At 38.6% G+C, this 26919-nt stretch carries 20 protein-coding genes; 10 read left to right on the top strand and 10 right to left on the bottom strand.

The window, feature by feature from the left end; translation table 11 throughout:
• Positions 1-32: 32 nt before the first annotated feature.
• Positions 33-3266, bottom strand: coding sequence for a carbamoyl-phosphate synthase large subunit (gene carB, locus F948_RS10410; RefSeq protein WP_004908293.1), 3234 nt, complete (start codon positions 3264-3266; stop codon positions 33-35).
• Between the two features lie 14 nt (positions 3267-3280).
• Positions 3281-4420: a glutamine-hydrolyzing carbamoyl-phosphate synthase small subunit gene (gene carA / locus F948_RS10405; protein ID WP_004956022.1), complete on the bottom strand. Its 1140-nt coding sequence runs from the start codon at positions 4418-4420 to the stop codon at positions 3281-3283.
• A 360-nt stretch (positions 4421-4780) separates the two neighbouring features.
• On the opposite strand from carA, the gene F948_RS10400 reads away from it, so the two are divergent.
• Entirely contained in the window at positions 4781-5389 is a 609-nt protein-coding gene (locus F948_RS10400; protein ID WP_004963543.1) for a hypothetical protein, read from the top strand.
• A 46-nt stretch (positions 5390-5435) separates the two neighbouring features.
• Here the strand turns inward: F948_RS10400 and F948_RS10395 are convergent, their stop codons facing one another.
• A complete protein-coding gene (locus F948_RS10395) occupies positions 5436-5972 on the bottom strand; it encodes a DOMON-like domain-containing protein (protein ID WP_004908285.1) in 537 nt (178 codons plus the stop codon).
• A gap of 7 nt (positions 5973-5979) precedes the next feature.
• Positions 5980-6303 carry a ribosome assembly RNA-binding protein YhbY gene (gene yhbY / locus F948_RS10390; RefSeq protein WP_004963538.1) on the bottom strand — a complete coding sequence of 108 codons (324 nt, stop codon included), beginning with the start codon at positions 6301-6303 and terminating at the stop codon, positions 5980-5982.
• A gap of 231 nt (positions 6304-6534) precedes the next feature.
• Between yhbY and rlmE the strand changes: the two genes are divergently transcribed.
• The 5 genes from rlmE to F948_RS10365 all read left to right on the top strand — a co-directional run bounded on the left by rlmE (position 6535) and on the right by F948_RS10365 (position 12412).
• Complete coding sequence (rlmE, locus tag F948_RS10385; RefSeq protein ID WP_004908277.1) at positions 6535-7185, top strand: 23S rRNA (uridine(2552)-2'-O)-methyltransferase RlmE; 651 nt, start codon at positions 6535-6537, stop codon at positions 7183-7185.
• Between the two features lie 136 nt (positions 7186-7321).
• Positions 7322-9217, top strand: coding sequence for an ATP-dependent zinc metalloprotease FtsH (gene ftsH, locus F948_RS10380; protein WP_004963534.1), 1896 nt, complete (start codon positions 7322-7324; stop codon positions 9215-9217).
• Between the two features lie 179 nt (positions 9218-9396).
• Positions 9397-10254, top strand: coding sequence for a dihydropteroate synthase (gene folP, locus F948_RS10375; protein WP_004963531.1), 858 nt, complete (start codon positions 9397-9399; stop codon positions 10252-10254).
• A 119-nt stretch (positions 10255-10373) separates the two neighbouring features.
• Entirely contained in the window at positions 10374-11987 is a 1614-nt protein-coding gene (locus F948_RS10370) for a vWA domain-containing protein (RefSeq protein ID WP_004963528.1), read from the top strand.
• A gap of 110 nt (positions 11988-12097) precedes the next feature.
• Positions 12098-12412 carry a DUF5713 family protein gene (locus tag F948_RS10365; protein ID WP_004963525.1) on the top strand — a complete coding sequence of 105 codons (315 nt, stop codon included), beginning with the start codon at positions 12098-12100 and terminating at the stop codon, positions 12410-12412.
• Between the two features lie 28 nt (positions 12413-12440).
• Here F948_RS10365 and F948_RS10360 read toward each other — a convergent pair whose 3' ends face one another.
• Both F948_RS10360 and F948_RS10355 read right to left on the bottom strand, forming a co-directional pair.
• Positions 12441-14045 carry a CocE/NonD family hydrolase gene (locus tag F948_RS10360; RefSeq protein ID WP_004963522.1) on the bottom strand — a complete coding sequence of 535 codons (1605 nt, stop codon included), beginning with the start codon at positions 14043-14045 and terminating at the stop codon, positions 12441-12443.
• A gap of 110 nt (positions 14046-14155) precedes the next feature.
• Positions 14156-15100: a DMT family transporter gene (locus F948_RS10355; protein ID WP_004963519.1), complete on the bottom strand. Its 945-nt coding sequence runs from the start codon at positions 15098-15100 to the stop codon at positions 14156-14158.
• 384 nt (positions 15101-15484) lie between these two features.
• Between F948_RS10355 and pnuC the strand changes: the two genes are divergently transcribed.
• Positions 15485-16054, top strand: a complete 570-nt coding sequence (gene pnuC, locus F948_RS10350; protein WP_005402212.1) for a nicotinamide riboside transporter PnuC — start codon at positions 15485-15487, stop codon at positions 16052-16054.
• A gap of 34 nt (positions 16055-16088) precedes the next feature.
• On the opposite strand, the gene F948_RS10345 is transcribed toward pnuC, so the two are convergent.
• A complete protein-coding gene (locus tag F948_RS10345; RefSeq protein ID WP_004963513.1) occupies positions 16089-17225 on the bottom strand; it encodes a glycerophosphodiester phosphodiesterase in 1137 nt (378 codons plus the stop codon).
• A gap of 152 nt (positions 17226-17377) precedes the next feature.
• Positions 17378-18991, bottom strand: coding sequence for a phosphoethanolamine transferase (locus F948_RS10340; protein WP_004963509.1), 1614 nt, complete (start codon positions 18989-18991; stop codon positions 17378-17380).
• 318 nt (positions 18992-19309) lie between these two features.
• On the opposite strand from F948_RS10340, the gene F948_RS10335 reads away from it, so the two are divergent.
• The 3 genes from F948_RS10335 to F948_RS10325 all read left to right on the top strand — a co-directional run bounded on the left by F948_RS10335 (position 19310) and on the right by F948_RS10325 (position 24714).
• Entirely contained in the window at positions 19310-22414 is a 3105-nt protein-coding gene (locus tag F948_RS10335) for a multidrug efflux RND transporter permease subunit (protein WP_004963506.1), read from the top strand.
• Between the two features lie 299 nt (positions 22415-22713).
• A complete protein-coding gene (mgtE, locus tag F948_RS10330) occupies positions 22714-24051 on the top strand; it encodes a magnesium transporter (protein WP_004963502.1) in 1338 nt (445 codons plus the stop codon).
• A gap of 78 nt (positions 24052-24129) precedes the next feature.
• Positions 24130-24714 carry a DUF4112 domain-containing protein gene (locus F948_RS10325; protein WP_004956059.1) on the top strand — a complete coding sequence of 195 codons (585 nt, stop codon included), beginning with the start codon at positions 24130-24132 and terminating at the stop codon, positions 24712-24714.
• Positions 24715-24788: 74 nt separating this feature from the next.
• On the opposite strand, the gene htpX is transcribed toward F948_RS10325, so the two are convergent.
• Positions 24789-25694 carry a protease HtpX gene (gene htpX / locus F948_RS10320; RefSeq protein ID WP_004908232.1) on the bottom strand — a complete coding sequence of 302 codons (906 nt, stop codon included), beginning with the start codon at positions 25692-25694 and terminating at the stop codon, positions 24789-24791.
• Positions 25695-25908: 214 nt separating this feature from the next.
• Positions 25909-26769 carry a lytic transglycosylase domain-containing protein gene (locus tag F948_RS10315; RefSeq protein ID WP_004956064.1) on the bottom strand — a complete coding sequence of 287 codons (861 nt, stop codon included), beginning with the start codon at positions 26767-26769 and terminating at the stop codon, positions 25909-25911.
• Between the last annotated feature and the right edge of the window lie 150 nt (positions 26770-26919).

Raw genomic sequence — 26919 nt, 5'->3', positions numbered from 1 at the left:
CGATAAGGTGACGGGACTTTATCGGTAGAGAATTAACCTACAGTTTGTAAATCTTGCAAGCGGTATACATCCATTGGCAATTTCACAGCAAATGCTTGGCAAACTGCTTCTGCACCATTGATTGTCGTTGTGTAGTACACTTTGCCTTGTAGGGCAGCACGACGAATCATTGCAGAATCGTATTGAGCTTGTTTGCCTTCAGTGGTGTTGACAATAAGATGAATTTCACCATTTTTCAAGCGGTCTACAATGTGTGGACGACCTTCAGTCACTTTATTGACTGCTTCACATTCCAAACCAGCTTCTTGCAATACTTGGTAAGTACCGTTGGTTGCAACAAGTTTGAAACCGTAAGCAATCAATTGTTTAGCGATATTAGCAATATATTTCTTGTCTGATTCACGAACAGATAAGAATGCATATTTCACTTCGCCTTCAGTTGGCAAGCCTGGTAAACGTTCATTTGAACCAAGTACAGCTTTGTAGAATGCTTCGCCAAATGTTTCACCTACACCCATAACTTCACCTGTAGATTTCATCTCAGGTCCAAGCATTGGGTCAACACCTTGGAATTTAGCAAACGGGAATACCGCTTCTTTTACAGCAAAGTGAGTTGGGATGATCTCTTTAGTGAATCCTTGAGATTCTAAAGATTGACCAGCCATACAACGAGCAGCAACTTTCGCTAAAGATTCACCGATACATTTCGATACGAAAGGAACCGTACGTGATGCACGTGGATTCACTTCAAGTACATAAATGTCGTTGCCTTTTACTGCAAACTGAACGTTCATCAAACCTACAACGCCAAGCTCTTTTGCCATCGCAACAGTTTGACGACGCATTTCATCCTGAACTTCTTGTGAAAGAGAGTAAGGAGGAATCGAACATGCTGAGTCACCTGAGTGGATACCTGCTTGTTCAATATGTTGCATGATACCGCCAATCACGACGTCTTTACCGTCAGATACGCAGTCCACATCAACTTCAGTTGCATCATCAAGGAAACGGTCAAGAAGAACAGGCGCTTCATTAGACGCTTGAACTGCTTCACGAAGGTAACGCTTAAGTTCTTCTTCGTTATATACGATTTCCATTGCGCGACCACCCAATACATAAGATGGACGAACAACTAGCGGATAACCAACTTTTGCAGCTTCAGAGATACCTTCTTCAGCAGATTTTACAATGCTGTTGTTCGGTTGACGAAGCTGTAGACGTTGAATCATTTGCTGGAAACGTTCACGGTCTTCTGCACGGTCAATCGCATCTGGAGATGTACCAATGATTGGTGTACCTGCTTCTTCCAAAGCACGAGCCAATTTCAAAGGTGTTTGACCACCGTATTGTACGATCACGCCTTTAGGCTTCTCAGTACGTACGATTTCAAGTACATCTTCCAATGTAACAGGTTCGAAGTACAAACGATCTGATGTGTCATAGTCGGTAGAAACAGTTTCAGGGTTACAGTTCACCATGATTGTTTCGTAACCGTCATCACGCATAGCTAGGGCAGCGTGTACACAGCAGTAGTCAAACTCAATACCTTGACCAATACGGTTCGGACCACCACCGATGACCATGATTTTGTCACGGCTTGATGGATTTGCTTCACATTCTTCATCATAAGTTGAATACATGTAAGCTGTACCTGATTCGAACTCAGCAGCACATGTATCAACACGTTTATAAACTGGATATACACCCAAGTTCCAACGTTGCTTACGGAATTGCTTTTGTGAAATACCCATTAAGTCAGCAATACGAAGGTCAGATAAACCTTTGCGCTTGAATGAACGGATATTGTCAGCGTTTAAATCACCAAAACCTAAAGTTTTTACTTGAGCTTCAGTTTTAACGATATCTTCAATTTGGATCAAGAACCAACGGTCAATCTTCGTTGCTTCAAACACTTCATCTAATGAGAAACCATGACGGAATGCGTCGGCAACATACCAAATACGATCTGGACCTGGAACTTTAAGCTCTTTTAAGATGATGTCTTTAGCATTTGCTGTACCAACTTCGATTTTTTCATCAAAGCCACTCACACCAACTTCAAGACCACGAAGTGCTTTTTGAACAGATTCTTGGAAGTTACGACCAATCGCCATCACTTCGCCCACAGATTTCATCTGAGTTGTAAGAACAGGCTCAGCTTGTGGGAATTTTTCGAAGTTAAAGCGTGGAATCTTGGTTACGACATAGTCAATTGCTGGTTCGAAGCTTGCAGGTGTTACACCGCCAGTGATGTCATTTTTCAATTCATCAAGGGTATAACCAACCGCAAGTTTTGCAGCAATTTTTGCAATCGGGAAGCCAGTAGCTTTAGACGCAAGCGCAGATGAACGAGAAACACGAGGGTTCATCTCGATCACAACCATACGACCATCTTTCGGATTAATACCGAACTGAACGTTTGAACCACCTGTTTCAACACCGATTTCACGCAGAACAGCAACCGATGCATTACGCATGATTTGATATTCTTTATCTGTCAATGTTTGAGCAGGGGCAACAGTGATTGAGTCACCAGTATGCACGCCCATTGGGTCAAAGTTTTCGATCGCACATACGATAATACAGTTGTCGTTTTTATCACGAACAACTTCCATCTCGTATTCTTTCCAACCAATTAATGATTCATCAATCAATAATTGTTTAGTTGGAGAAAGATCGAAACCGCGTTCACAGATTTCAATAAATTCTTCTTTATTGTATGCGATACCACCACCAGAACCACCCATCGTGAATGACGGACGAATGATCACTGGGAAGCCGAAACGTGCTTGAATTTCCAATGCATGTTCCATGCTTTCAGCAACATCAGCACGAGGACATTCAAGTCCAATTTTACGCATTGCGATGTCAAAAAGTTTACGATCTTCTGCTTTTTCAATCGCTTCTTTTGATGCACCAATCAATTCAACGTTATATTTTTCTAAAATACCGTTAGCATCTAATGCAAGTGCACAGTTCAATGCAGTTTGACCACCCATCGTTGGGAGAACTGCATCTGGGCGTTCTTTTTCAATAATTTGTGCAACTGTCTGCCAAGTGATCGGCTCGATATAAGTTGCATCCGCCATTGAAGGATCGGTCATGATGGTCGCTGGGTTAGAGTTCACCAAAATAACACGGTAACCTTCTTCACGAAGCGCTTTACATGCTTGTGCACCAGAGTAGTCAAACTCACACGCCTGACCAATGACAATAGGACCAGCACCAATAATTAAGATGCTTTTAATATCCGTACGTTTAGGCATTATTCGCTCCTTAATTACTTCTTAGCTGCTTCGATAAGTTCGATGAAATGATCGAACAACGGAGCGCAATCATGTGGACCAGGACTCGCTTCAGGGTGACCTTGGAAGCTGAATGCAGGTTTGTCAGTGCGATGAATACCTTGGTTTGTACCATCAAACAATGAACGATGTGTTACTTTTAAGTTTGAAGGTAAGGTGCTTTCATCAACTGCAAAGCCATGGTTTTGAGAAGTAATCATCACTGTACCATTCTCAAGGTTTTGTACAGGATGGTTGGCGCCGTGATGACCATGATTCATTTTCATCGTCTTCGCACCAGAAGCAAGCGCTAAAATTTGGTGACCTAAACAAATACCAAAGACTGGTAATGTTGTGGTTTCAACGATGGTTTTAACTGCTTCGATTGCATAGTCACATGCTGCTGGATCACCAGGACCATTTGACAAGAAAACGCCATCTGGATTTAAAGCAAGGACTTTTTCAGCAGGTGTTTGTGCAGGAACAACTGTTAACTTACAGCCGCGATCTGCGAGCATACGTAAGATGTTGGTTTTGACACCATAATCATATGCAACAACATGATATTTAAGTTCTGGTTGGGTAAAACCTTTGCCTAATGCCCAAGAACCTTCAGTCCACTCGAAACCTTCAGGGTCACAGCATTCTTTAGCAAGATCAAGACCATTTAAACCACCGAATTCACGTGCTTTGGCAATAGCTTCTTCTTCTGTAATATTTTCGCCAGCAAGGATACAACCGTTTTGTGCTCCTTTTTCACGTAAGATACGAGTTAACTTTCGTGTGTCAATATCTGCGATTGCAACAACATTATGTTGTTGTAAATATTCGCTAAGTGATTGCTCAGAACGGAAGTTACTGTGTAATAGTGGAAGATCACGAATAATTAAACCATTCGCCCATACTTTATGGATGCGACCTGATTCAACGTCTTCACTATTACAGCCAGTATTTCCGATATGAGGATAAGTCAACGTAACAAGTTGCTGTGCGTAACTTGGGTCAGTCAAAATTTCTTGATAACCAGTCATGGCAGTATTAAAAACGACTTCACCAGTCGTACTACCCGATGCACCGATAGACGTTCCTTTAAAGATCGTTCCATCTGCGAGGGCTAAAATGGCGGGGGTGCTCAAACCAAAGCTCCTGAACTAAAACCACAAAAATAGGGCTGTAAAAAAGCGAGTAGACATAAAAAAAGGTAGGCTGTCTTTAAAAACATGCCCCTCCTTCCAGTCTGCTCGCTTGTAACTTAACAGCGCATTATACGCATGAGTCTCTGAAAAGTCTATGTGTTTTATTTATTAAAGTGAGTTAAAAGTACACGTGTAAAAATGAGGGGCAGAAAAGAGTGTCTATTGCAAAATAACTCATTCTTCTAAGTATAGAATGAGATATTATGCAAATTGTTAGACAATTTTTGCCTGATTCGATGCTGAAGCGATTTATCTTATACCTAGCCAAAAAATCAACAATCAGTATAGAGGGGAATCAAGATGGCTGAGAATCAAGCGCCGACAACTGCTGAAGAAGTGAAAGAAGTTGCTGTCGAGAAAACGGCTAAAGCTAAAGAAACTGTTGCTGCAAAAACAGCAGAAGTGAAAGAAGTTGTAGCTGAAAAGACTGCTGAAGTTAAAGAAGCAGTTGCAGAGAAAACAGCAAAAGCGAAAGAAGTTGTAGCTGAAAAAACTGCTAAAGCGAAAGAAGTAATTGCTGAAACTCAAGAACAAGCGAAAGAAGTAATTGCTGAAACTCAAGAGCAAGTGAAAGAAGTGATTGCTGAAACTCAAGAAAAAATTGAGACTGAAGCTAAAGAATTGAATCAAAATATTCAAAATCAATTGACTCAAATCAAGCAAGATTTACTTCAACGTATTGAAGTGATCAAATCACAATTAAATTCTTCTCAAGGTAACTTGTTTGAATTAAAGAATGCGTTGAAAACTGAGTTAAATGCTTTAATTGAAGATTTAACGAAAGTAAGCAAAGAATTAAAAGATGATATTAGCCAAATCTCTGTTAAGCACAAAGATACGCTAGTTGGCAGTTTTAAACGTACTAAAGATCAAGCTGTAGAAGCTTGGAACAAAGTTCGTGCTAGTTAATTACTAGCCAATAAAAAAGCGAGATATATTCTCGCTTTTTTATTGATTAAAATTGATGTAGCCAATCACGTTTGTTGTGAAAATCGGCTTGAGGGCTACTGTGCTGCATGGCAAAATAATGCATACCTTGTGTGGTATTTAATACAGCAGTTAAACCTACATATAAATCTGACCACTTCAACTTATTGCTTTGCATAAATTGAGTAAGGTCTAAACTTACATTTAATCCGTAATGGGTTTTCTGTAAGTGATTTAGCTCAATATCATATGCAGGAAGTGGCGGTATATTTTCAGGGAATCGGTATTCTTCAAATTGATAAGCTTGCCAAGCTTGAGAAGGGGAAAGATTAATTTCTCTATAGAAATCTTCATCTTTCACACCTACAAAAATTTCAAAACACGTTTGTTCCCATAAAAAGTCGAGGCGAGGATGTGCTGCGACGAGATCGGGATAAATTAAAAACTGATTTGGGTCACGAACCCAAAAACCAACATTTATAGTCGCTGGTGTTTGTTGCTCAATCGCTCCAACAACGGTAATTGCACTAAAACGATCGAAAGCAGAGAGTTCATAACTTGCCATAGCTTGATTACTTGCTTAAATGTGCAAAACGAACGAGATTTGAGAGATTTTGATTTTGTTTGTCCGCTTTCTTATAAAGCAAAACAATTTTACCAATTTTTTGTACTGATTCAGCGCCTGTAGCTTCAACAAGTGCATCAATTACAGCTGCACGATCTTCACGATCTTCACCCGAGATTTTAACTTTGATAAGTTCATGATCATTCAAAGCGCGATTTGTTTCTTCAATTACGTTTTCTGTCAAACCCTGACCACCAATCATAACAACTGGATTCAGCGCGTGGCCAATTTGACGTAAACGTTTGCGCTCATGGATAGATAAAGCCGCCATTTAAAAAATACCTGATTTGAAAAACGAAGTAGTATAACTTGCATCCCGTTTCTAAGATAGATTAATGGCGCTTGTGGATGGATAAAAATGATCAAAAATAAGAGAAATATCCAATTTAGATGATCGAAAAAAATCTGTAAAAGTTCGTGTGAATGAAGTACATCCGTACTGTAATGGGAGTAATTTTCACGTACAATGACTAATCAGAAGTTTTTTGAAATTTAGTGAGTTATGGCGACACGCATTACCAATCAAAAATTGTCTAAAAGCAGTCGTGCATGGATGAGAGAGCACTTGGATGATCCTTTTGTGAAAAAAGCACAAAAAGAAGGTTATCGCGCTCGTGCAGCATATAAGTTACTTGAAATCCAAGAAAAATATAAAATGATCAAACCAGGAATGACGGTTGTCGATCTTGGTGCAGCACCAGGTAGTTGGTCACAAATCGCTGGAAAGCTGGTTGGTTCTAATGGTCTAGTAATTGCTTCAGATATTTTACCAATGGATGCACTTCCTGACGTGACTTTCTTACAAGGTGACTTCCGAGAGGAAGAAGTTTTTGAAAAATTGTTAAATATTTTAAATGGACGTCAAGTTGACGTTGTAATTTCTGATATGGCCCCCAATACATCAGGTAATAGGGCTGTTGATCAACCGCGCCAAATTTATCTTTGTGAATTGGCTTTGGATTTTGCTCAAAAAGTTTTAGGACCAAATGGACAATTTATTGTTAAAGTGTTCCAAGGTTCGGGCTTTGACGAATTCAGAAAGCAAGTGGTCGATAGTTTTGATGTATTAAAAACAGCTAAACCTGAGGCGTCTCGTGCTCGATCAAAAGAGGTTTTTTTGATTGGACAAGGTCGTAAAAAGGCATTGCAATAAAAGTGTACTTGCCAAGTTGTTAAAAATTGTGCATTTTGTACCTTTTAAGTTTTTTGCAACGCAAATTCATTGCTGTTTTTGTGAAGGTCAGCCAAGATTAGGTATGATCAAATTAGATTGATATGGGAATAAAGCCTTGAGCGATTACTTCAAGAATGCCGTATTGTGGCTCATCATACTCGGTGTTCTGATTTTGATTTTTAGCAACGTCAGTGACCGCAATAAGCCTGCCGCGATGAAATATTCTGATTTCGTAGCAGCAGTTAATGCTGGGCAGATTAAACAAGTCACAATTGACGGTTTAAATATTAGCGGTGAAAAAACCAATGGTTCTTCATTTGAAACGGTTCGCCCACAAGTTGAAGACACTGAGTTGCTACCAAGCTTGAACAAACAAAATGTTGTAGTTGAGGGGACAGCTCCGCAACGTCAAGGCATTTTGATGCAACTTCTCATTGCGAGTTTCCCAGTATTGCTCATCATTTTATTATTCATGTTCTTCATGCGTAATATGGGCGGTGGCGCTGGTGGCAAAAACGGTCCTATGAGTTTTGGTAAGTCAAAAGCAAAAATGTTATCTGAAGATCAAATCAAGGTAACGTTTACTGATGTTGCAGGTTGTGACGAAGCAAAACAAGAAGTCGTTGAAATTGTCGATTTCTTAAAAGATCCAGCAAAATTCAAACGTCTTGGTGCAACTATTCCACGTGGTGTGTTAATGGTTGGTCCTCCAGGTACAGGTAAAACATTATTAGCCAAAGCAATTGCTGGTGAAGCTAAAGTTCCTTTCTTTAGTATTTCTGGTTCTGATTTCGTTGAAATGTTTGTTGGTGTTGGTGCTTCACGTGTTCGTGATATGTTCGAACAAGCTAAACGTCATGCACCATGTATTATTTTCATTGATGAGATTGATGCTGTAGGTCGTCATCGTGGTTCAGGTACAGGTGGCGGTCATGATGAACGTGAACAAACCTTGAACCAAATGCTTGTAGAGATGGACGGTTTCGAAGGCAATGAAGGTGTGATCGTAATTGCTGCCACAAACCGTGTAGATGTATTGGATAAAGCTTTACTTCGTCCAGGTCGTTTTGACCGTCAAGTGATGGTAGGGTTACCTGACATTCGTGGTCGTGAGCAAATCTTAAATGTTCATTTGAAGAAATTACCTTCAGTGACTGGTGTTGATGTTAAAGTCCTTGCACGTGGTACACCAGGCTTCTCTGGTGCGCAACTAGCAAACTTAGTGAATGAAGCTGCATTGTTCGCTGCTCGTCGTAACAAGAACACTGTCGACATGCATGATTTCGAAGATGCAAAAGACAAAATCTACATGGGTCCTGAACGTAAGTCGATGGTGATTCGTGAAGAAGAACGTCGTGCTACTGCGTACCATGAAGCGGGTCATGCCATCGTTGCTGAAATCTTGCCTGGTACTGATCCTGTGCATAAAGTAACGATTATGCCACGCGGTTGGGCTTTGGGTGTGACATGGCAGCTGCCTGAACAAGACCAAACTAGCCATTATAAAGATAAGATGTTGAATGAGCTTTCAATCTTATTTGGCGGTCGTATTGCTGAAGAAGTTTTCATTAATCAAATGTCAACTGGTGCTTCAAACGACTTCGAACGAGCGACTAAAATGGCTCGTGCGATGGTAACCAAATATGGTATGTCAGAAAGACTTGGCGTCATGGTCTATGAAGATGAAAACCAAAATGGTTTCTTTGGAAATGTTGGTAGTCGTACAATTTCTGATGCTACACAACAAAAAGTAGATGAAGAAGTTCGTCGTATCCTTGATCAACAATATAAAGTTGCTCGTGATATTTTGGAAAATAATCAAGATATCGCACATGCTATGGTTAAAGCCTTGATGGAATGGGAAACGATTGATCGTGACCAAATTCGTGACATCATGGAAGGTCGTGAACCTCGTCCACCAAAAGTATATGTTGCTGAGAATCCTGTGGCTGCATTTGAACCACCAAAAGATGGTCCATCTACGCCACCACCATTACCAGCAATGGGTTAATACCTTGAAATTAAAAAGAGCAATTTAGGTTGCTCTTTTTTATGTTCTAAAAAATATATAAATAAAATTAGCATTTGTTAGCTTGGAAATTGCAACTTTATTATTCTATTGAAAATAAATCATCAGCTTGCGCACTTCAGTCTTGTTAATATATACAAACTAGAGAGAGGAGTGTCTAAATGCAGTTGATGCCATTACCAAATTGTCAGTTAAAGTGTGGTCGTTTAAGTTTAGATTTATCTCAACCTCAAATTATGGGTATTCTGAACGTAACTCCTGATTCTTTTAGCGATGGTGGGTTGCATCATCAAAAAGATCAAGCAGTACAACGTGCGTTACTAATGATTGAGCAGGGCGCTACTATCATTGATATAGGCGGAGAATCTACCCGTCCCAATGCTTCGCCAGTCGAACTAGAAGAAGAAATTCGCCGTGTGATTCCTGTGGTTGAAACATTATCAAAACACGATGTGATCATGTCGATTGATACCAGTCAGCCCGAGGTGATACGTGCGGCAGTGAAAGCAGGTGCACATATTTGGAACGATGTTCGTGCACTCACACGTCCCCAAGCATTAGAAATGGCTGCCGAATTGAATATACCTGTCGTGTTAATGCATATGCGTGGTGAGCCGACTAATATGAATCAGTTAGATCAATATGAAAATGTGACAGAGGACGTGATTCAAGAATTACAACAGCGTCTAGATCAAGCTGTTCAAGTTGGAATCAAACCTGAAAATATTATTCTCGATCCTGGTTTTGGTTTTGCTAAAAATGCTCAACAGAACTTTCAATTACTAAACGAGTTTTGGAAACTGAATCGCTTGGGATTTCCTTTGCTATCTGGTTTATCTAGGAAAAGATTTATTGGTGATGCATTAGCGGGTATACCAGCACAAGAGCGTACAGTAGGGAGTGTCATGGGGCATATGTTAAGTATCCAGCAGGGTGCGAGTATTGTTCGCGTACATGATGTTAAGGCGACTAAAGATGCAATCAATGTTTGGAATAGAATGTTGTTCAGTTCATTGTAATTTAAGAGAAATTATGAAGATAAAAATACATTAACATACGGTGTATCTTTATTTTTTTACGTAGAATATTAATCAAAAGATATATTTAAAAAATTGAAATTAGATCTAGGGGTTTTAAGATGTATCAATCAAAGAAAATTTTGAGTTTAGCAGTACTCAGTTCTATGCTCGTTGCTTGTGGTAATCCAGTCAGGGAAACAGGCATTGTTGCTATGTCACCGCCGCCGACTGCGCATATGTCTTCGGAAATGGCACGTAAGATGGTTACTCCGTCTTACATAGCTGCAATCCCTGCACCTGAGCGAGTAAAACTTGAGGCAAACACAGAAAAATATCAAAAGAATGAAGTCAATCCAGTTCATCGCGTAGCTGAGCAAGCAGTTTCTACTTTTAGTATAGATGTCGATACAGGAAGTTATACCAATACAAGACGTTTTCTGAATGATGGTCGCTTGCCTCCTGTTGATGCTATTCGTGTTGAGGAAATGATTAATTATTTTGATTATCAATATCCTCAACCTGTTGGAATCCATCCATTTTCAGTGACAACAGAAACTGTTGATTCTCCATGGAAAGAAAATGCCAAATTAATCAAAATTGGCATTCAAGCAAAAGATTTATCAGTCAAACAGTTACCTGCTGCTAATCTTGTTTTTCTAGTCGATGTTTCAGGCAGTATGGATGATCCAGATAAATTGCCATTAGTGAAGCAAACATTAAGAATCTTAACTGAACAGCTTCGTCCTCAAGATAAAGTAACGATTATTACTTATGCGAGCGGGGAAAAATTAGTTTTAGAACCCACCTCAGGTGATCAAAAAGATAAAATTCTTCGTGTAATTGATGAGCTTCGTGCGGGTGGGGCTACATCAGGAGAGCAGGCGATACAACTAGCTTACAAACAAGCTGAAAAAGCATTTATTAAAAATGGAATCAATCGCATTTTATTGGCTACGGATGGCGATTTTAATGTTGGAATTACAGATTTTAGTACCTTAAAAGGTATGGTGGCTGAGAAGCGTAAAAGTGGAGTTTCTTTGACTGCATTAGGTTATGGTACAGGTAATTACAATGAAGAATTAATGGAGCAAATCGCTGATGCAGGTGATGGTAATTACTCTTATATCGACAATAAGAATGAAGCTAAAAAAGTCGTGCAACGTCAGTTATCATCAACATTAGCCACTGTCGCTCAAGATGTTAAAATTCAAGTTGAATTTAATCCAGCAACTGTTAAAGAATATCGATTAGTTGGTTATGAAAATCGTATGTTGAAACAGGAAGATTTCAATAATGATAAAGTTGATGCTGGAGACATTGGTGCAGGACATAATGTCACCGCACTATATGAAATTATTCCAGTGGGTCAGCAAGGCTGGAATAATGATTCACGCTATCAAGCAAGCACAAAAATAGATGCTTCAAAGAAAACAGAATATGCATTTGTAAATTTGCGCTATAAATTGCCAAATCAAGATAAAAGCATCTTATTGAATCAAGCTGTTCAGCTTGGTAGCAAGCCTCTAGAAAAAGCCAATAGTGATACAAGATTTGCGATTGCAGTAGCTTCATATGCACAGCAATTAAAAGGTGGACAATATAATGGTGCAGTGGGCTGGGATCAGATCATTCAACTTGGTCAGCAATCTACTCAACCTGATCCTTATCAAATGCGTGCAGAGTTCGTAGAGCTTGCTAAGATCGCCAAGAATTTAAGTGCACGAAAAGATTAAAATCTGTTTTCTAAAAAGCGGTTGATAGAGCCGCTTTTTTTATGCCTAAATATCGTGCTTTACATGAGATTGTGATATAAGCATGTCGTTTTATTGATGTATTCATTTTTATGTTTGAAAATTTACTTCTCCCGATGTTTGATGATGATTATTACCCCGATATTCTCGTGGCTGAAATCAAACAACATATTAAGCAATTTTCAAAGAAAGTCAGTCGGTCTGATTTATCTGAAATGGAAATTTACGCAGTAGCTCATCAAACGATGAAAGAAATCAATGAGATGAAACCTCAGTTTGAAGATTTAGAGTCAAGTTTAGATGATACAGCCGCAGATTATATCGCTGAAGCTATGATGATGATTGTTCAAGATGCAGGTTATCTTGATATCGAAATGGAAGAGTTAATTGCCAATCGAGAGTGGTAATCACACTCTCGATATAATTATTTAATAATTACTGCTGAGTTACCTCTTTTTCACTCCATAATTTAGGTAACTTTATTTGGCCAGAAATCCAAGCTTCAACTTTGTTCTGTTTTACTCTTTTGTAATATTTACTTTGACTATGAACGAGTAGCCCAATCGTATCTCCTTGTTGAAGATGGGTATTAATGCTTGGTAACTCAACATCTTGATAATTCTGTGTCTTTAAATTTAATCCAGAAATAATTTGGTCATAAAGCTGCTTACGTTTTGGGTTAAATGGCGTTGTTTGTTCATTAAGAGTCTTATATTTCCCTGTTTGAGCTGACTTAACTGCCATTGAAATAAAAAAAGTTGCATCATCATTTTCTGTTTCGACAGCAAGTGATAATAAAGATGATCCCGTGATGAAGCTTTTTTGATTTGCTGTGTGAATAGGAATAAATACATCCTGAGTTGTGTTAGGTGAAATCCATGTTTTGTTCAAATCGTAAGATGTAATTGGTTTTAAATCATTGATTTGGACTACTGGACTTTGATCAATACAGACTTCAGGAAGTTCAGATGATGAGTTTTGATCTTTTAGTTTGAGATCGAACCAACCTATTATGGTTTTTTGTAAATCGTAGCTCTTTTGATTCCCACAACGAATAGATTTTCCAATATACCAAAAAGGTGTACTGCCCAAAGGAGAGTGTTGAGCAAATGGCTGTAGATGCCCACCTTCGACACCGATCAAATGAACTTGACGATTCGCTTCTTGCAAGCATTTTGTTGCTTTCACACCTTCATTAAATGGGAAAAGTACATCTCTAAATCCCTGAATAATTAAAGCATCAGCCTGAGGACGTTGTTCACGTTGGCAAAACCAGCTAGCTTGATGTGTTTTTAGAAAATCATAAATGGAAGGATTGAGTTGCTGCTGTTGAGTATCTCGATATGCTTGTTTTAATTCTGGGTCGAATTTGTTCCAATTCCACCAGTCTCCAATCAGATTTAAGAAATCAATCCAGTTACTTTTTGGCACACCATTTGGGGCTAAACTTTCAACAATATCGTACCATGTCGTAATAGGCACAATTGCTTGTAATCGTTTGTCTAAAGCTGAAGCAATATATTGCACACCACCTGCATAGGATTCACCAATCATTCCAGCACGAACACCATTTTGATTTTTAGCCAGTTGCGGTAAATTTTGTTCAGCCCAATTTAAAATCGTAATGACATCTTGTGCTTCTTTTTCAGGGTCTGTTAAGCGAATCTTTCCTTGACTCCCCCCATGTCCTCGTTGATCAAAACTGATGACCCAATAGCCTTTTTTCCAAGCTGATTTGGCAACCTGCCCAGTTGGAAGTAGAAAACCATACAAGCTTAGTTCAGGGCGCTTCATGCGAGATAGGCCGAAACCATGTGTATGGAGGATTAATGGGGCAGTTTGATTTGTTGATAGTTTGGGTTGATAGACGGTAAAAGCAATCAAGGTTCCATCAGAAGCTTTTGTTTTGACTTGATAATAACGTTGTTTTAGCTCAGTCGTATGAGCTTTAGAAATTTGATTTGGTTGAACAGTGGCATGCACACAGCCTTGTAAAATCAAAAATACAGCCAACCAAATCCATAAAAGGCTACTACGCATTGATTCTTTCATCCTTGAATAAATCTTTCTATAAGTAGTGTAACTGTAGCATAGCGGGTTATGCTATCGACGAGTCGGTCATTTTACTGACCAACTCGAGTTCTGATTAGCTAGAATTTAGTTCTAGGATAGGTATACGCAAAAAGACCAAAACACAGCAAGCCCAATCCAGTAACCAAATATAAATGGATTTGCTCATGATTAAATAAGGTACCCCAAATTGTTGCCAGTACTGGTGTAATAATCGTAATGAGCATGACTGTTGTTGGATTGAGTTTTTGGACTAAGTGGAAATAAAAAATCATAGCCAAAACTGAAGAGCACAAAGCACTATAGAGTAAAGCTATAGAGGTTTGAATGCTTGACAGCTCTGTTGGAATTGCTGACAGAAAAAAGGGAAGTAGGCATACATAACCTAACCATGACACGATCGTTGAACCTGTCATTTGAATGATAGGGTGTATACCAGCTCCAACTCGTGCAATTGCAAACATAGATAATACATAGAGCATCACTGCAATGATTTCATAAATCACGCCAACAAGATCAAGTTGAATATCGCGTGAACCGATACCCATTGTCAGTAACAAGCCTATAAAGGCAATCGTCAGACCAAACCATTGGCGGTTATGAAATCGTTCTTGTTTAAGGATAAAAACTGAAATCAAACCTGTCCATAAAGGTGCTGTTCCATAAATGATTGAAATCATGCTCGATGAAACTCGAGTTGCTCCCATATAGCAAAATGTCATAGAACCAAATAATCCTAATGCACCTGCGAGATAACTCATCAGTGCCTGTTTACTGAGGGTTAATTTAAGTCGAAAGCAGACTAAACAAATGAGTGCTAAAGGAATGGCCAAACTGAATCGGATAAATAAGCCCCACGCCCAATGAATCTCATGCACGGTCCAGACGGCTGCTAATGGAGTGAGCGACCAAATCAATACAACCGCAATAAATTGCCCGACTGTAGCAAGGCGAGGGTGAAACATCGTTACAGTCGGCGAAGTCTGTGTTGGTGAAATAAAATTCTTTTGTTGTAACTGTGTCATTTGATAACTTCCTTATGGATAGGTTTTTTTTATGCAATAAAAAAAGGTCGCTGTTGAGGCGACCTTTCTGTTGTGAATGTTTTATTTAGTCATTCATTTGATCAATGTTAGAAAAGTTTCCTCGCATAAAAATGCAGACACGTCGCCATGCTGCATAGGCTGAGACGCAATGCGAAATTTGTACTAAGCGTGGAGAAAAACTTTTCGATTTAGTCATAAGAGGTTTAACTGAATATTTGTAATTTTTATAACATAAGATATGTCTTAAAAATAGTCATATTTATAGTGGCAATAAAATAGATTTAAGAAAAATCATATTTTAAAAATTGATTATTAAATAGAATTTCTCATAATAAATAGATCGGACTACATTGAAGTATTAATTTGTCTAATTTAGAAATTTTCGCCGTTTTAATTAGTATTATTGGCGTTAGCTTAACCATAAAGCGAAATATGTGGTGTTGGGGATTTAATGTATTCGCATGTGTTCTCTATGCATATCTTTTTTTTAATTTTAAGTTGTATGGAGAAACGATTCTACAGTTCTTCTTTGTAGGTATGAATCTATATGGATTGTATGTATGGTTGACAGGAAAACGCCAAGATCATGAAATTCGCGTTGAAACAATAAATATAAAATCGATGTATCTGCACATAATTTTAGCATCGATTGGTGGTTTGTGCTTCGGTATGTTTCTTAAGCAATTTACGGATGCATCTGTTCCAATGCTGGATTCACAGTTAGCAGCATTTAGTTTACTAGGAACCTATTGGACAAGTCGAAAATATATTGAGACTTGGATTTTATGGATCGTCGTTGATATTGTTTATGTGGGTATGTTTATCTATAAAGAGTTACTGTTAACAGCAGGCTTGTATGCGGTATTTGTAGGTTTAGCGGCTTATGGTTGGTGGCAATGGCAACAGGTAAAGCGCAATCAAATTGCGATGTAAGGAAATGGGTAGTCTGAAACTACCCATTTTTGATTTATTGTGCAGAGGTAGTTAAATAACTTTGTACTGCTTTACGCCCAATAGCAGGATCATCAGTAAATACGCCATCAACACCTGCTTTAAAGTAGAGTTGCATTTCTTTGATAGAGCCAGATTCACAACGTTCGTCAGCTTTTGAGCTGCATTTTAAGGATTCAGCCAAGAAATTATTCTCAGGTCTGAAAGTATAAGGATGAACTTTTAAACCAACTTGGTGTGCATCTTTAACAAAGGATGTGGTTTCAGTCATGCTTGCATCTTTAAAGACATATACTTTCCATGGTCCAACACCATTTGCATAGCTTGCCACTTCTTTTAAGCCTTGAGCGGTTGCCATATCTCCATATGTTGTCGAGATTTGTTTAGCAACATAGTCTGCTGGTCGAGCTGATTGTTCATCATAAAGCTGGATGAGTTGTGCGTGTTTGAGGCTCTTGTGCAAATCTAACTGTTGTTTAAGGTATTTTAAATTGCTTACTTCAAATGATTGAAGATAGATTGGAGCAATATCTCGACTGTATTTATATTTAGATAACGTTTGAAGTAAACGATCTTCCATTGCTAGATTTTGATTTTGGAAATACGTTGGATGTTTCGTTTCTATATATAAGCCGACAATCTTGCCTGTTTTTTTGTAATGAGCATCAGCAAGTTCAATAATTTGCTCTAGAGTCGGAACTGGATATAAATCATTGTATTTAGTATTTTCTGGTCTATACTGTGGAATTCGTTCACGCGCTTTCAGTTGCTGTAGCTCATTTAAGGTAAAGTCTTCTGTAAACCAGCCTTCAATACTTACGCCGTCAATTACTTTAGTTTTTTTACGATTAGCAAATTCTGGCAATTCTGCAACATTGGTTGTTCCACTAATTTCATTTTCATGACGTGCGACTAACACACCATCTTTGGTCGAAACTAAATCGGGTTCAATGAAATCTGCACCATCTTCGATAGCTTTTTGATAGGAGGCGAGTGTGTGTTCTGGACGTAGAGCACTAGCACCACGGTGACCAACGACTAAGATTTTCGGTAGCTCATAATTCGGTTGTTTGGAGTTGGTTTGATCATTATTGTCATCATTACAACCAACTAAACTGAGTAAGCTCAGGCAAATCACTGCTTTTTTTAACATAAATTGACTCTTTCATTTTTAATTAAAGCAGTCATTGTGCAAATTAAATTTATCAAATGGATGACAATAAGATGATAATTTTATGAATTTTTTATAGATAAAAATAAACCCAGCTTAACCTCTTGATCAAACTGGGGGAGATATTAATTTTCTTAGGATTTATTTTCCCAATACGGCCAATTTGCCTCAGGTGTAAAACGATAATCTTGATCTAGCCAATACGAATGATTGGAAGAGGATTTATCTTTCAAGCCCATGATATGCATTAAATTCTGATCCAGTTCAGCAGTATTGAGATTTGTGTCTTTATTCACGCCTGTTAAATTTAACTTATCCGACCACATGATGACAGGAACTTGGTAGCCTGCTTTGGTCGTTGGGCTATGACCAGCATAATCTAGTTCATGTCCAACTTCATTACCGTGATCTGAAACTACCGTGAAAGACCTAAAATCAGGTAAATGATCAGCTCTTAAAGTGTCCAGCATTTTTGCCAATAAATGATCTTCATATAGCACTGCATTGTCATAATCATTACGTAAGGAACGAATCCAAGGATCGATATTTCGTGCTTTTAAATCTGATTCAACACGATCATTACTATTACTATTAAATTTATTGAATGTCGTTGGGTAGCGTTCTTGGTAATTAGGATGAGTCCCGATCAGATGTAAAATAATAAGCTTCTTCTCGACGGGATCAGCAAGTGCCTGCTGGTAAATAGGGAGTAAATTTTCATCTAAAGATGAGCTGCTACGACCTGAACGGGTATTTTTATAAATGGCTTGATCCGCATAAGAACCAAACAATGATGATAGATAACTATCATCTTGATTACTTAGCCAATAAATTTTATATCCTGCTGCTCGAGCATAAGCCAATACACTTTCGGGTGAATATTTTTTATGTTCTGATGCAGGGCTTTCAGTCAATAAAACACGTAAAGCATTGATCGTAGATGGCGATGGCGAAAATGCATTACAGAAAACTTTAATCTCTGAAAGTCGTTTATTCAACTCAGGTGTGGTATCTCTAGGGTAACCGCAAATGCCAAGATTCAAACTGGTTAAGCTTTCTGAAAGCACTAGGACATGGGTTTGTTTACCTTTGGCCTGTCGCGTCATGACTAGATTTTTTTCAGCACTTAAATCCCATTGCTTATGTACATTCTTATGTTGTTTTACTCGCCCACGGAAATCTTGAATCTTAGTTTGATATTCTGTCCAAAAAATAAGAGGATGCACCTTGCGAGAAGGTTTCATCAAATAGCTAGTCAAACTTAATACAGTAAGCAAAATGATAAATGAGCGAAAGATTTTACTTTGCCAAATTTGCTCTACATGTTGGACTTTAATTAATTTAAAGACTGCAAAACTATGCAGCGCGATGAGAATAATTAAACTGATAAAAACAGTAGATACTGCGACTGAATGAAGTTGTAGAAATTCCCAAATTTCTTGGCGATTAGTATTGGCAATCGCTTCAATAATAAAGTAGGCTTCACTATCACTACTAAACAGAAACCATGTACTTGATCTGAGTAGTGAGTCGAGTAAAAAAATAAACCACCACAACAAAGAAAAAATATACCAATATGTTTTTCTTCGCGTGATCGCAAAGTAAGTAAAAATAACGCCTGGTAGGGATAAAAAACCTAGACGTAAACCATCTGATAGGTTTCCTGCAACAATTAACAAACCACCTGTAACGAGAGCAGGCAGCAGAATAAGTAGCAGAATATTAAAACTTTTTAAGCTTGCCGTCATAAATGTCAAGTACAATGGGAGAGAGAGCCGAACACGCTAATATCTGTGGAAGTTCTTGACCTGTCAATCTGTATTTGTGAAGTATTTGATTGCGCAGTAAATTAATTTTAAATGTATGATCTTCATTTCAAAATGCTTCATATATTAAAGATGTGAACCTTGTAATAAAATCCATTATTTCTCCTCATTTTCTTCGATTTGAAATGATATGTTAAAAGGCATGGTGTTTGCTTAATTGTTCAGTAATGATCAAGAACTGAACTACTCTTATTAGTCTCATTTAACAATTGACTGTTTCAGAAAATGGAATGAACAGCCATGCTATCCAAGTTTTTTATTGAGCGACCAATTTTTGCCACCGTACTCGCGATTATCGTTATGGCGGTTGGTATTTTTTCGATACAAAATCTCCCTGTTGAGCGATATCCAGATATCGCGCCTCCTCGAATTACTGTTTCTGCAACTTATAGTGGTGCAGATGCTCAAGCTGTTGAAGACAGTGTTACGCAAGTGCTTGAACAACAGATCAAAGGAATCGACAATTTACTGTATTTTAGCTCCAGCAGTGATGCGAGTGGTAATAGCCGAATAAGTTTGTTCTTTGAACAGGGCACAGATCCAGATCAAGCACAAGTCCAAGTCCAAAATGCAGTTAATGGGGCAATCAATCGTCTGCCTGAAGATGTTCAACGTCAAGGGGTGAACGTACGCAAGTCACTAAGCGATTCATTTATGGTGATTGGTCTAGGTGATAAATCTGGACGTTCAACAAATTTAGATATTTCTGACTATTTGACCAATAACTTTGAGCTTAATTTGAGCCGTATTGAAGGGATTGGTGAAGTTAATATTTTTGGTTCGCAGTATGCAATGCGAATTTGGTTAGATCCACAAAAACTACAGAGTTATCAATTACAAGTTAGTGATGTTCGATCGGCATTAGAAAATCAAAATACTCAAGTAGCTGCAGGTGCAATTGGAGAACTCCCTTCGGTTGAAAATCAATATCTGAATGCGAAAGTGACCTCAGGGTCTTTGTTGCGAACACCTGAACAATTCGAAAACATCGTCGTAAAAGCCAATAATGATGGGCAATTTATTTATCTAAAAGATATCGCACGAGTTGAAGTAGGAGCAGAAAATTATCAGGTTTTTAACCGTTTAAATGGTTATCCAGCATCAGGTCTTTCGCTGTCATTGACCGTTGGTGCAAATGTAATGCAAGTTGCTGATGCAGTATATAAAGAGGTCGCTCGATTAGAAAAAGCATTACCTGAAGGGTATTTTGTGGTGTATCCACGTGATGATACTCCTTTTGTAAAAGAGTCTATGTCACAAGTGGTTTCGACATTAGTTGAGGCAATTATCCTCGTTGTCTTAGTGATGTTTATCTTCCTCCAAAACTGGCGAGCAACACTCGTTCCTGCTGTGACCGTACCCGTTGTGATTTTGGGGACGTTTGCTGTTTTATCTGTTTTAGGGATGAGCATTAATACTCTGACATTATTTGCGATGGTATTGGCAATTGGCCTGTTGGTCGATGATGCGATTGTTGTGGTTGAAAACGTTGAACGTCTTATGCACGAACAGCAATTAAGTGCTAAACAAGCTTCGATTCAGTCCATGCAGGAAATCAGTGGAGCATTGGTCGGGATTACGTTGGTTCTAACTGCGGTTTTTATTCCGATGTCGTTCTTTAGTGGAGCAACAGGGATTATCTATCGACAGTTTTCGATAACCCTTGTCGTTGCCATGGTGCTATCACTTTTTGTTGCTTTGATTTTGACTCCAGCAATGTGCGCCATTTTACTCAAACCGCAACAGAAACAGGCGAAATGGGCGATCTGGTTCAATAATAGTTTGGACAATATCAAAACGCGTTATTTGACGTTTTCAAGTAAGGTTATTGGTTTTAAAGTATTTTCTTTAATCGCGATTGTTGGCTTAATTGCAAGTTTTGTTTTGGTTTATCGAATTCTTCCAACGAGTTTCCTACCTCAAGAAGATCAAGGTTTGCTGGGAGTACAATTTACGCTTCCACAAGGTACACCGATGAGTAAAACAGAAGCGGTAGGTAAGACGATTTCTGATTATTTCCTTGAAAATGAAAAAGCAAATTTGAATGGTGTCATGGTCATCCATGGTCGAAATTTCTCTGGTACAGGACAAAACCTTGGACAAGCATTTATTTCTCTTAAACATTGGGATGATAGACCTGGTTCAGAAAATAGTGCTCAACAGATTCGTGCTAGAGCGATGCAATATTTTTCCAAAAATAATCAAGCGCGAATCATGGTGATTATGCCTTCAGTGATTCGCGGTTTAGGTAACTCAGACAAAATGGATTTCTGGCTTCAGGATACTCAAGGTCTGGGGCGGGATAGTCTTGTGAAGTCTTTTGAAGCTTTACAACAGCAGGGCAATCAGCAGGATTCTGTAGAGAATCTCGATAAAAAAAGCAATGATGATCAAGCCGTATTAAATATCAAGATCGATTATAAGGCTGCGATGATTCATGGTCTTAATGTAAATGATATTAACCAAACTTTATCTACTGCTTGGAGTGGAAGTTATATCAATGACTTTATTGATCGTGGACGGATCAAACGTGTCTATTTACAAGGTGATGCACCATATCGTTCAAAGCCTGAGGATCTAAACTATTGGTATGTAAAAAATGACAGTGGACAAATGGTGCCTTTTACTCAATTCAGCCAAATAGATTGGCAAGGTGCACCACCGATGTTAGAGCGTTTTATGGGTTACCCTGCGATCAATCTCGATGCTGATGCAGCTGCTGGTTTTAGCAGTGGGCAAGGCATGCAAGCGATTCAAACTTTAGTAGATCAAATGCCCGAAGTCGGATTGGAATGGAGTGGTTTATCTTATCAAGAGCAACAATCGAGTAATCAAGCGATTTGGTTATATCTGGTTTCAGTCGCATTTATTTTCCTTTGTTTAGCAGCACTTTATGAAAGTTGGTCTATTCCATCTGTTGTGATGGCAGCCATTCCATTAGGAATTGGAGGAACGATTATCTTTAGCTATCTGTTTGGTTTTGCTAATGATATTTATTTTCAGATTGCACTATTAACCACGATTGGTTTGTCATGTAAGAATGCAATTTTGATGGTTGAGTTCGCAGCAAGCTTACAGCAACAGGGTCGCAATAGTTTAGATGCGGCATTGCATGCGGCAGGTTTACGTTTAAGACCGATTCTGATGACATCAATTGCTTTTGGTGCGGGTGTTATCCCATTAATGTTTTCAACAGGAGCAGGAGCGCTGAGCCGACAAGCGATTGGTTTTAGTGTGTTTGGCGGTGTGGTTTTTGGAACTGTTTTGGTGCTGATATTTATTCCATTTATGTACGTGTTAGTCACACATTACTTTAAGCCTAAAATGAAAACTGCAAAATTATAGATTATTAAAGCTTTAATTTTTACGGATGAACAATTTGATAGGAGGTATTTTACCTTTGACTCAAATTGTTCATTTTTGTTGTGTAGGTTGAGTATAAAAAGAAATATTTGTAGTATTGCCCTGCCGCATAAGCGGTTCTAAGAGGTTTTGTTCCCTAAATGGACATACATAGTTGTGATTTATTCATAATTTCACATTTTATTATTCATCAAAATCAGGATGAAGAGCTCTTATTGTCAGTCAACTAAAAGACTGTACAGCACTCTTCATTGCTGATCATTTGTAGTGAAGAGATCCACATGAGCTATAACAACTTTTTATATTTATTAAGTGACGCGTTAAAAAATAATGATATCGAACTCGCTTTAGCATCGCTAAAAACATTTCGCCCTGTTGATATTGCAGATGTATTGACCCAGTTATCTTTAGATCAAAGTCAATTATTATTGACCCATTTGCCTGATCGTGCCTATGTGTTTTCATATCTAGCACCGAATGAACAAGCCAAATTGGCAAAAGCCATGCCACGCAATACACTGGCTGAAGTCATTGGTGAAATGTCATCTGATAAACGTGCAGATGTATTTAAGTGTTTGGATGAAGACCAACAAAATGCACTGTTGCCTGCACTCGCACAAGCTGAAAGAGAGGATATTCGCCAGCTTGCATCCTATCTTGAAGGAACAGCTGGTGCGATTATGAGTTCGGAGTATGCAACCTTAAAGCCCAATATGCGGGTCAATGACGCGATCAAAATGTTGCGTTTAGAGGCCCCTGACACTGAGACGATTTATTTTGCATATGTTCTCGATGAAGCTAGAAAGCTTCTAGGTGTATTATCCTTAAAGCAACTCATCTTAGCAGCTGAAGATCAAAATATTAATCTACTTATGGAAACTAATGTACTCACAGCTTATGTTGATACAGACCAAGATGAGGTAGCAAAGACGATTGCACGTTATGATCTATTGGCATTGCCGATTATTGATCGCAAGGGCATGATGGTCGGTATCGTGACCTATGATGATGCGATGGATGTTGCTAGTGAAGAGGCAACAGAAGACTTTTTAAAAGTAGGTGCAGTAAATGCATCATCGAAACTTAGTATTAAATCTGCTCCGATTCTTCAGCTCTATCAAAAACGTGTCTTTTGGTTGGTGTTTTTAGTTTTTGGTAGTTTGCTTTCAGGTATCGGAATAGCACACTACGAAGATGTGATTGCCCAAAACTTAGTTTTAGTTTTTTTCTTACCGTTACTTGTGGGGAGTGGAGGAAATGCTGGTTCGCAATCATCTACTCTGATGGTGAGAGCTTTAGCGACAGGCGATGTACAATTTAAGGATTGGTTTTACTTACTCGGACGTGAAAGCCTAGTCGCGTTGTGTTTGGGGGGAACAATGGCGATTGCCGTATCATTACTAGGTTTTTTTCGTGGTGATGAAATGGTGGCTTTAGTCCTTGCCCTAAGTATGATGGGAATCGTATTGATGGGGTGTTTGATTGGTATGAGTTTGCCTTTTATTCTGAATAAAGCTGGTTTAGATCCTGCAAGTGCTTCTGCGCCTTTAGTTACTTCGATTTGTGACGCGACAGGTGTCATTGTTTATTTGTTTATAGCTTCAATGATTTTATTCTAAATTTTAATAATAAATGTACCAACAAAATCTAAAAACTACTTTATTCTCAAGCATAAACGTAGTTTTTAGGTTAGATTGATGACTGGTCAAACAGAACAAAAAAAATTAACTCAACAGCAAGCAATCGCAGTCGAGCGAGATTTAGCTAAATTTGCCAACACAATGGATAGTTTAGTCCGAATTCCCTTCACGAAACAGGGCGTTGGTGCGGATGCTGCATTAAGCACAATTCCATTTGCAGGAGATATTGCGGGTTTCATTCTGACCATGTATGCCTTTAAAAAGGCAAAAGAAGTTGGTGTACCGCAACATAAATTAGCTGGTGTAATTAAGCTTGCCATGCTCGATATGCTGGTTGGATTTGTACCGATTGTTGGGACACTATTTGATGTATTTATCCGTCCAAGTCGTAAAACATTAGAGATTGTGCATGACCACATCCGAGAGGAATACCAAGTGCATAGTGATATTCATGTGGTACACCCTTTTTTGCATGAGTCTTTGGAACAAAAGCAAAAGACCTCAGCATTTTGGCGTAATCCTATTGTAAGTTGGATTTGGTTACGTATTCCTGATCTATTAGGAATTGCGGTATTGATCTTACTGATTCTCGCTGTTTGGCTCGGTGTCAGTTATTTATGGCAACTTTATCAGTCATTCTAATCGGCTTAATTTGCACTCATAAATATAAATAAAGCCTCCATTAAGGAGGCTTTATTTTGTTTAATCTATTTGAATTATTGAACATTTAATTGTTGTAGAGCTGCTACACGTTGTTCAATACTTGGGTGAGTTTGGAATAAAGCCGCTAAGCTGAAACCTTGCTCTTTACCTTCAGTAATCGCAAAAGCTTTCATTTCTTTTGGCATTTGATCAGGCATTTCTGATTCTGCTTGTAAACGGAGTAATGCCGAAATCATGGCTTGTTTACCCGCTAAACGTGCTCCAGCCTCATCTGCGCGGTATTCACGTTGACGAGAGAACCACATCACGATCGTAGAGGCTAAAATACCAAATACGATATCGAGAACAATCGTAATTGCGAAGTAAGCAAGACCAGGTGCTTCTCCATCTTCACGACCAAAGACATTGCGGTCAATAAAATCGCCTGCTACACGTGCAAAGAACATCACAAAGGCGTTCACAACACCTTGAATCAATGCCAAAGTGACCATATCACCATTTGCAACGTGACCGATTTCATGTGCAAGAACCGCACGCAATTCATCTTTATTCATTCGCTCAAGTAAGCCAGTTGATACAGCTACTAGAGCATCATTCTTGTTCCAACCCGTTGCAAACGCATTTGATTGGTATGACGGGAAGATACCCACCTCAGGCATTTTGATACCTGCACGTTGGGATAATTGAGCAACTTCTTGTAACAACCACGCTTCAGCCTGATTTCGAGGCGCATTTGGGTCAATTAATTCAGTTCCAGTGGTTTTTTTAGCCATCCACTTCGACATGAAGAGGGAAATTAATGAACCCACCATACCAAAGACAAAACAGACGACCAAAAGGTTGCCTAGATTCAAGCCACCCGCGCCATGGTAACTACCGACACCGAAGAGTGACAAGATAATGCCAGCTACAACCAGTACCGCGAGGTTGGTTAGCAAGAACAAACCAATCCGCATCATTGAGAAAACCCTCATGTAAAGAAAAAGTAATCTGATTTATAAATTTAAATCATGATCATAATATGCAGGGCGATGCTTAAAAATTCAAGCAAAAAATGGGCGTAGATACATTAAGCTAATAAAACAATGAACTAGTATTTAAACAGTCACTTAGCGAGTGAGAAAGTTATAAAATCAACACTAAAATCATAGTGTGAGAATATAGGCTAAACGATCATTCGCTAATATTTATTCGGGCTGATGCAGTTGCATTTGCTGTAGTATATGTACCTGATGGTGCATCAGTAAAAGTACCATCAGCTAGGGTAATGATTTGTCGATTATATTGTTTTGGTGGAGGACTCGGTTCGCTTCGTGGTGGAGTAGTGTAGTTCGCAGACTGAGCTAGTACTTGTCCACTTTGAGCAGACGATGAGTTACTCATGCCTAGACCAGAAGCATATAAGTTTTGATAACGACTGGTTACTCGACGGACATAATCTTGAGTTTCTCTAAATGGAGGAATTCCACCATATTTATCAACATTACCTTCTCCAGCATTATAGGCTGCAAGTGCAAGTTGAGTATTTCCATTAAATCTTCGTAGTAACCAACTGAGGTATTTTGCACCAGCATATATGTTTTGTTGAGGGTCGTATGCATTACTTACATTAAAACGTCGAGCCGTAGCTGGCATGAGTTGCATTAAACCTTGAGCGCCAACAGGAGAACGTGCGTTGATATTAAATCCCGATTCAGTATGCATCACAGCTTTGATTAATCCTTCTGCAACTCCATGCTGTTGAGCTGCTTGTCGAATTATTTGATCAAATGCATTTTTATTACGACTATAGCTAGGAAGTACTGAAGCTTCACTCGCACCCCAGTTGCTATAACTGTGAATATTACTATCAGGATAATAAGTGGCTTTCACCACTTTGAGATGGCTATATTCTGCCTTTTTCTTATTGGTGAGAAGTGTGGTGCCGTTAGTATCTTTGAATTGATAAATGGTCTGACCAGCATATATTGCTGAGCAGCTCATTAAACCGACTGTCCCCAACCAAAGGGCGAAAAAATAATTTTTACTATCCATCGTTATAATATTCGCAAAAAAGCATAATTTCTTCACAGCAGTTTAACAAAAAAAATCATAAAAAGAACTTTTGCTACAATTTTTTTAATTTTGACTGTCTGACAAAAATCAAGTCCTTTTGTGCGAATGTTCATCAAAAAAAATTAAATA

The organism is Acinetobacter junii CIP 64.5 (genome assembly GCF_000368765.1).
Taxonomy (GTDB): Bacteria; Pseudomonadota; Gammaproteobacteria; order Pseudomonadales; family Moraxellaceae; genus Acinetobacter; species Acinetobacter junii.
This window is presented reverse-complemented; position numbering and strand designations above follow the sequence as displayed.

What these genes read in the sequence shown, in the direction of transcription:
- carB (WP_004908293.1), bottom strand. Translation starts at nt 3,266, where the DNA reads ATGCCTAAACGTACGGATATTAAAAGCATCTTAATTATTGGTGCTGGT.
- F948_RS10400 (WP_004963543.1), top strand. Translation starts at nt 4,781, where the DNA reads ATGGCTGAGAATCAAGCGCCGACAACTGCTGAAGAAGTGAAAGAAGTT.
- F948_RS10395 (WP_004908285.1), bottom strand. Translation starts at nt 5,972, where the DNA reads ATGGCAAGTTATGAACTCTCTGCTTTCGATCGTTTTAGTGCAATTACC.
- yhbY (WP_004963538.1), bottom strand. Translation starts at nt 6,303, where the DNA reads ATGGCGGCTTTATCTATCCATGAGCGCAAACGTTTACGTCAAATTGGC.
- rlmE (WP_004908277.1), top strand. Translation starts at nt 6,535, where the DNA reads ATGGCGACACGCATTACCAATCAAAAATTGTCTAAAAGCAGTCGTGCA.
- folP (WP_004963531.1), top strand. Translation starts at nt 9,397, where the DNA reads ATGCAGTTGATGCCATTACCAAATTGTCAGTTAAAGTGTGGTCGTTTA.
- F948_RS10370 (WP_004963528.1), top strand. Translation starts at nt 10,374, where the DNA reads ATGTATCAATCAAAGAAAATTTTGAGTTTAGCAGTACTCAGTTCTATG.
- F948_RS10365 (WP_004963525.1), top strand. Translation starts at nt 12,098, where the DNA reads ATGTTTGAAAATTTACTTCTCCCGATGTTTGATGATGATTATTACCCC.
- F948_RS10360 (WP_004963522.1), bottom strand. Translation starts at nt 14,045, where the DNA reads ATGCGTAGTAGCCTTTTATGGATTTGGTTGGCTGTATTTTTGATTTTA.
- F948_RS10355 (WP_004963519.1), bottom strand. Translation starts at nt 15,100, where the DNA reads ATGACACAGTTACAACAAAAGAATTTTATTTCACCAACACAGACTTCG.
- F948_RS10345 (WP_004963513.1), bottom strand. Translation starts at nt 17,225, where the DNA reads ATGTTAAAAAAAGCAGTGATTTGCCTGAGCTTACTCAGTTTAGTTGGT.
- F948_RS10340 (WP_004963509.1), bottom strand. Translation starts at nt 18,991, where the DNA reads ATGACGGCAAGCTTAAAAAGTTTTAATATTCTGCTACTTATTCTGCTG.
- F948_RS10335 (WP_004963506.1), top strand. Translation starts at nt 19,310, where the DNA reads ATGCTATCCAAGTTTTTTATTGAGCGACCAATTTTTGCCACCGTACTC.
- mgtE (WP_004963502.1), top strand. Translation starts at nt 22,714, where the DNA reads ATGAGCTATAACAACTTTTTATATTTATTAAGTGACGCGTTAAAAAAT.
- F948_RS10325 (WP_004956059.1), top strand. Translation starts at nt 24,130, where the DNA reads ATGACTGGTCAAACAGAACAAAAAAAATTAACTCAACAGCAAGCAATC.
- htpX (WP_004908232.1), bottom strand. Translation starts at nt 25,694, where the DNA reads ATGATGCGGATTGGTTTGTTCTTGCTAACCAACCTCGCGGTACTGGTT.
- F948_RS10315 (WP_004956064.1), bottom strand. Translation starts at nt 26,769, where the DNA reads ATGGATAGTAAAAATTATTTTTTCGCCCTTTGGTTGGGGACAGTCGGT.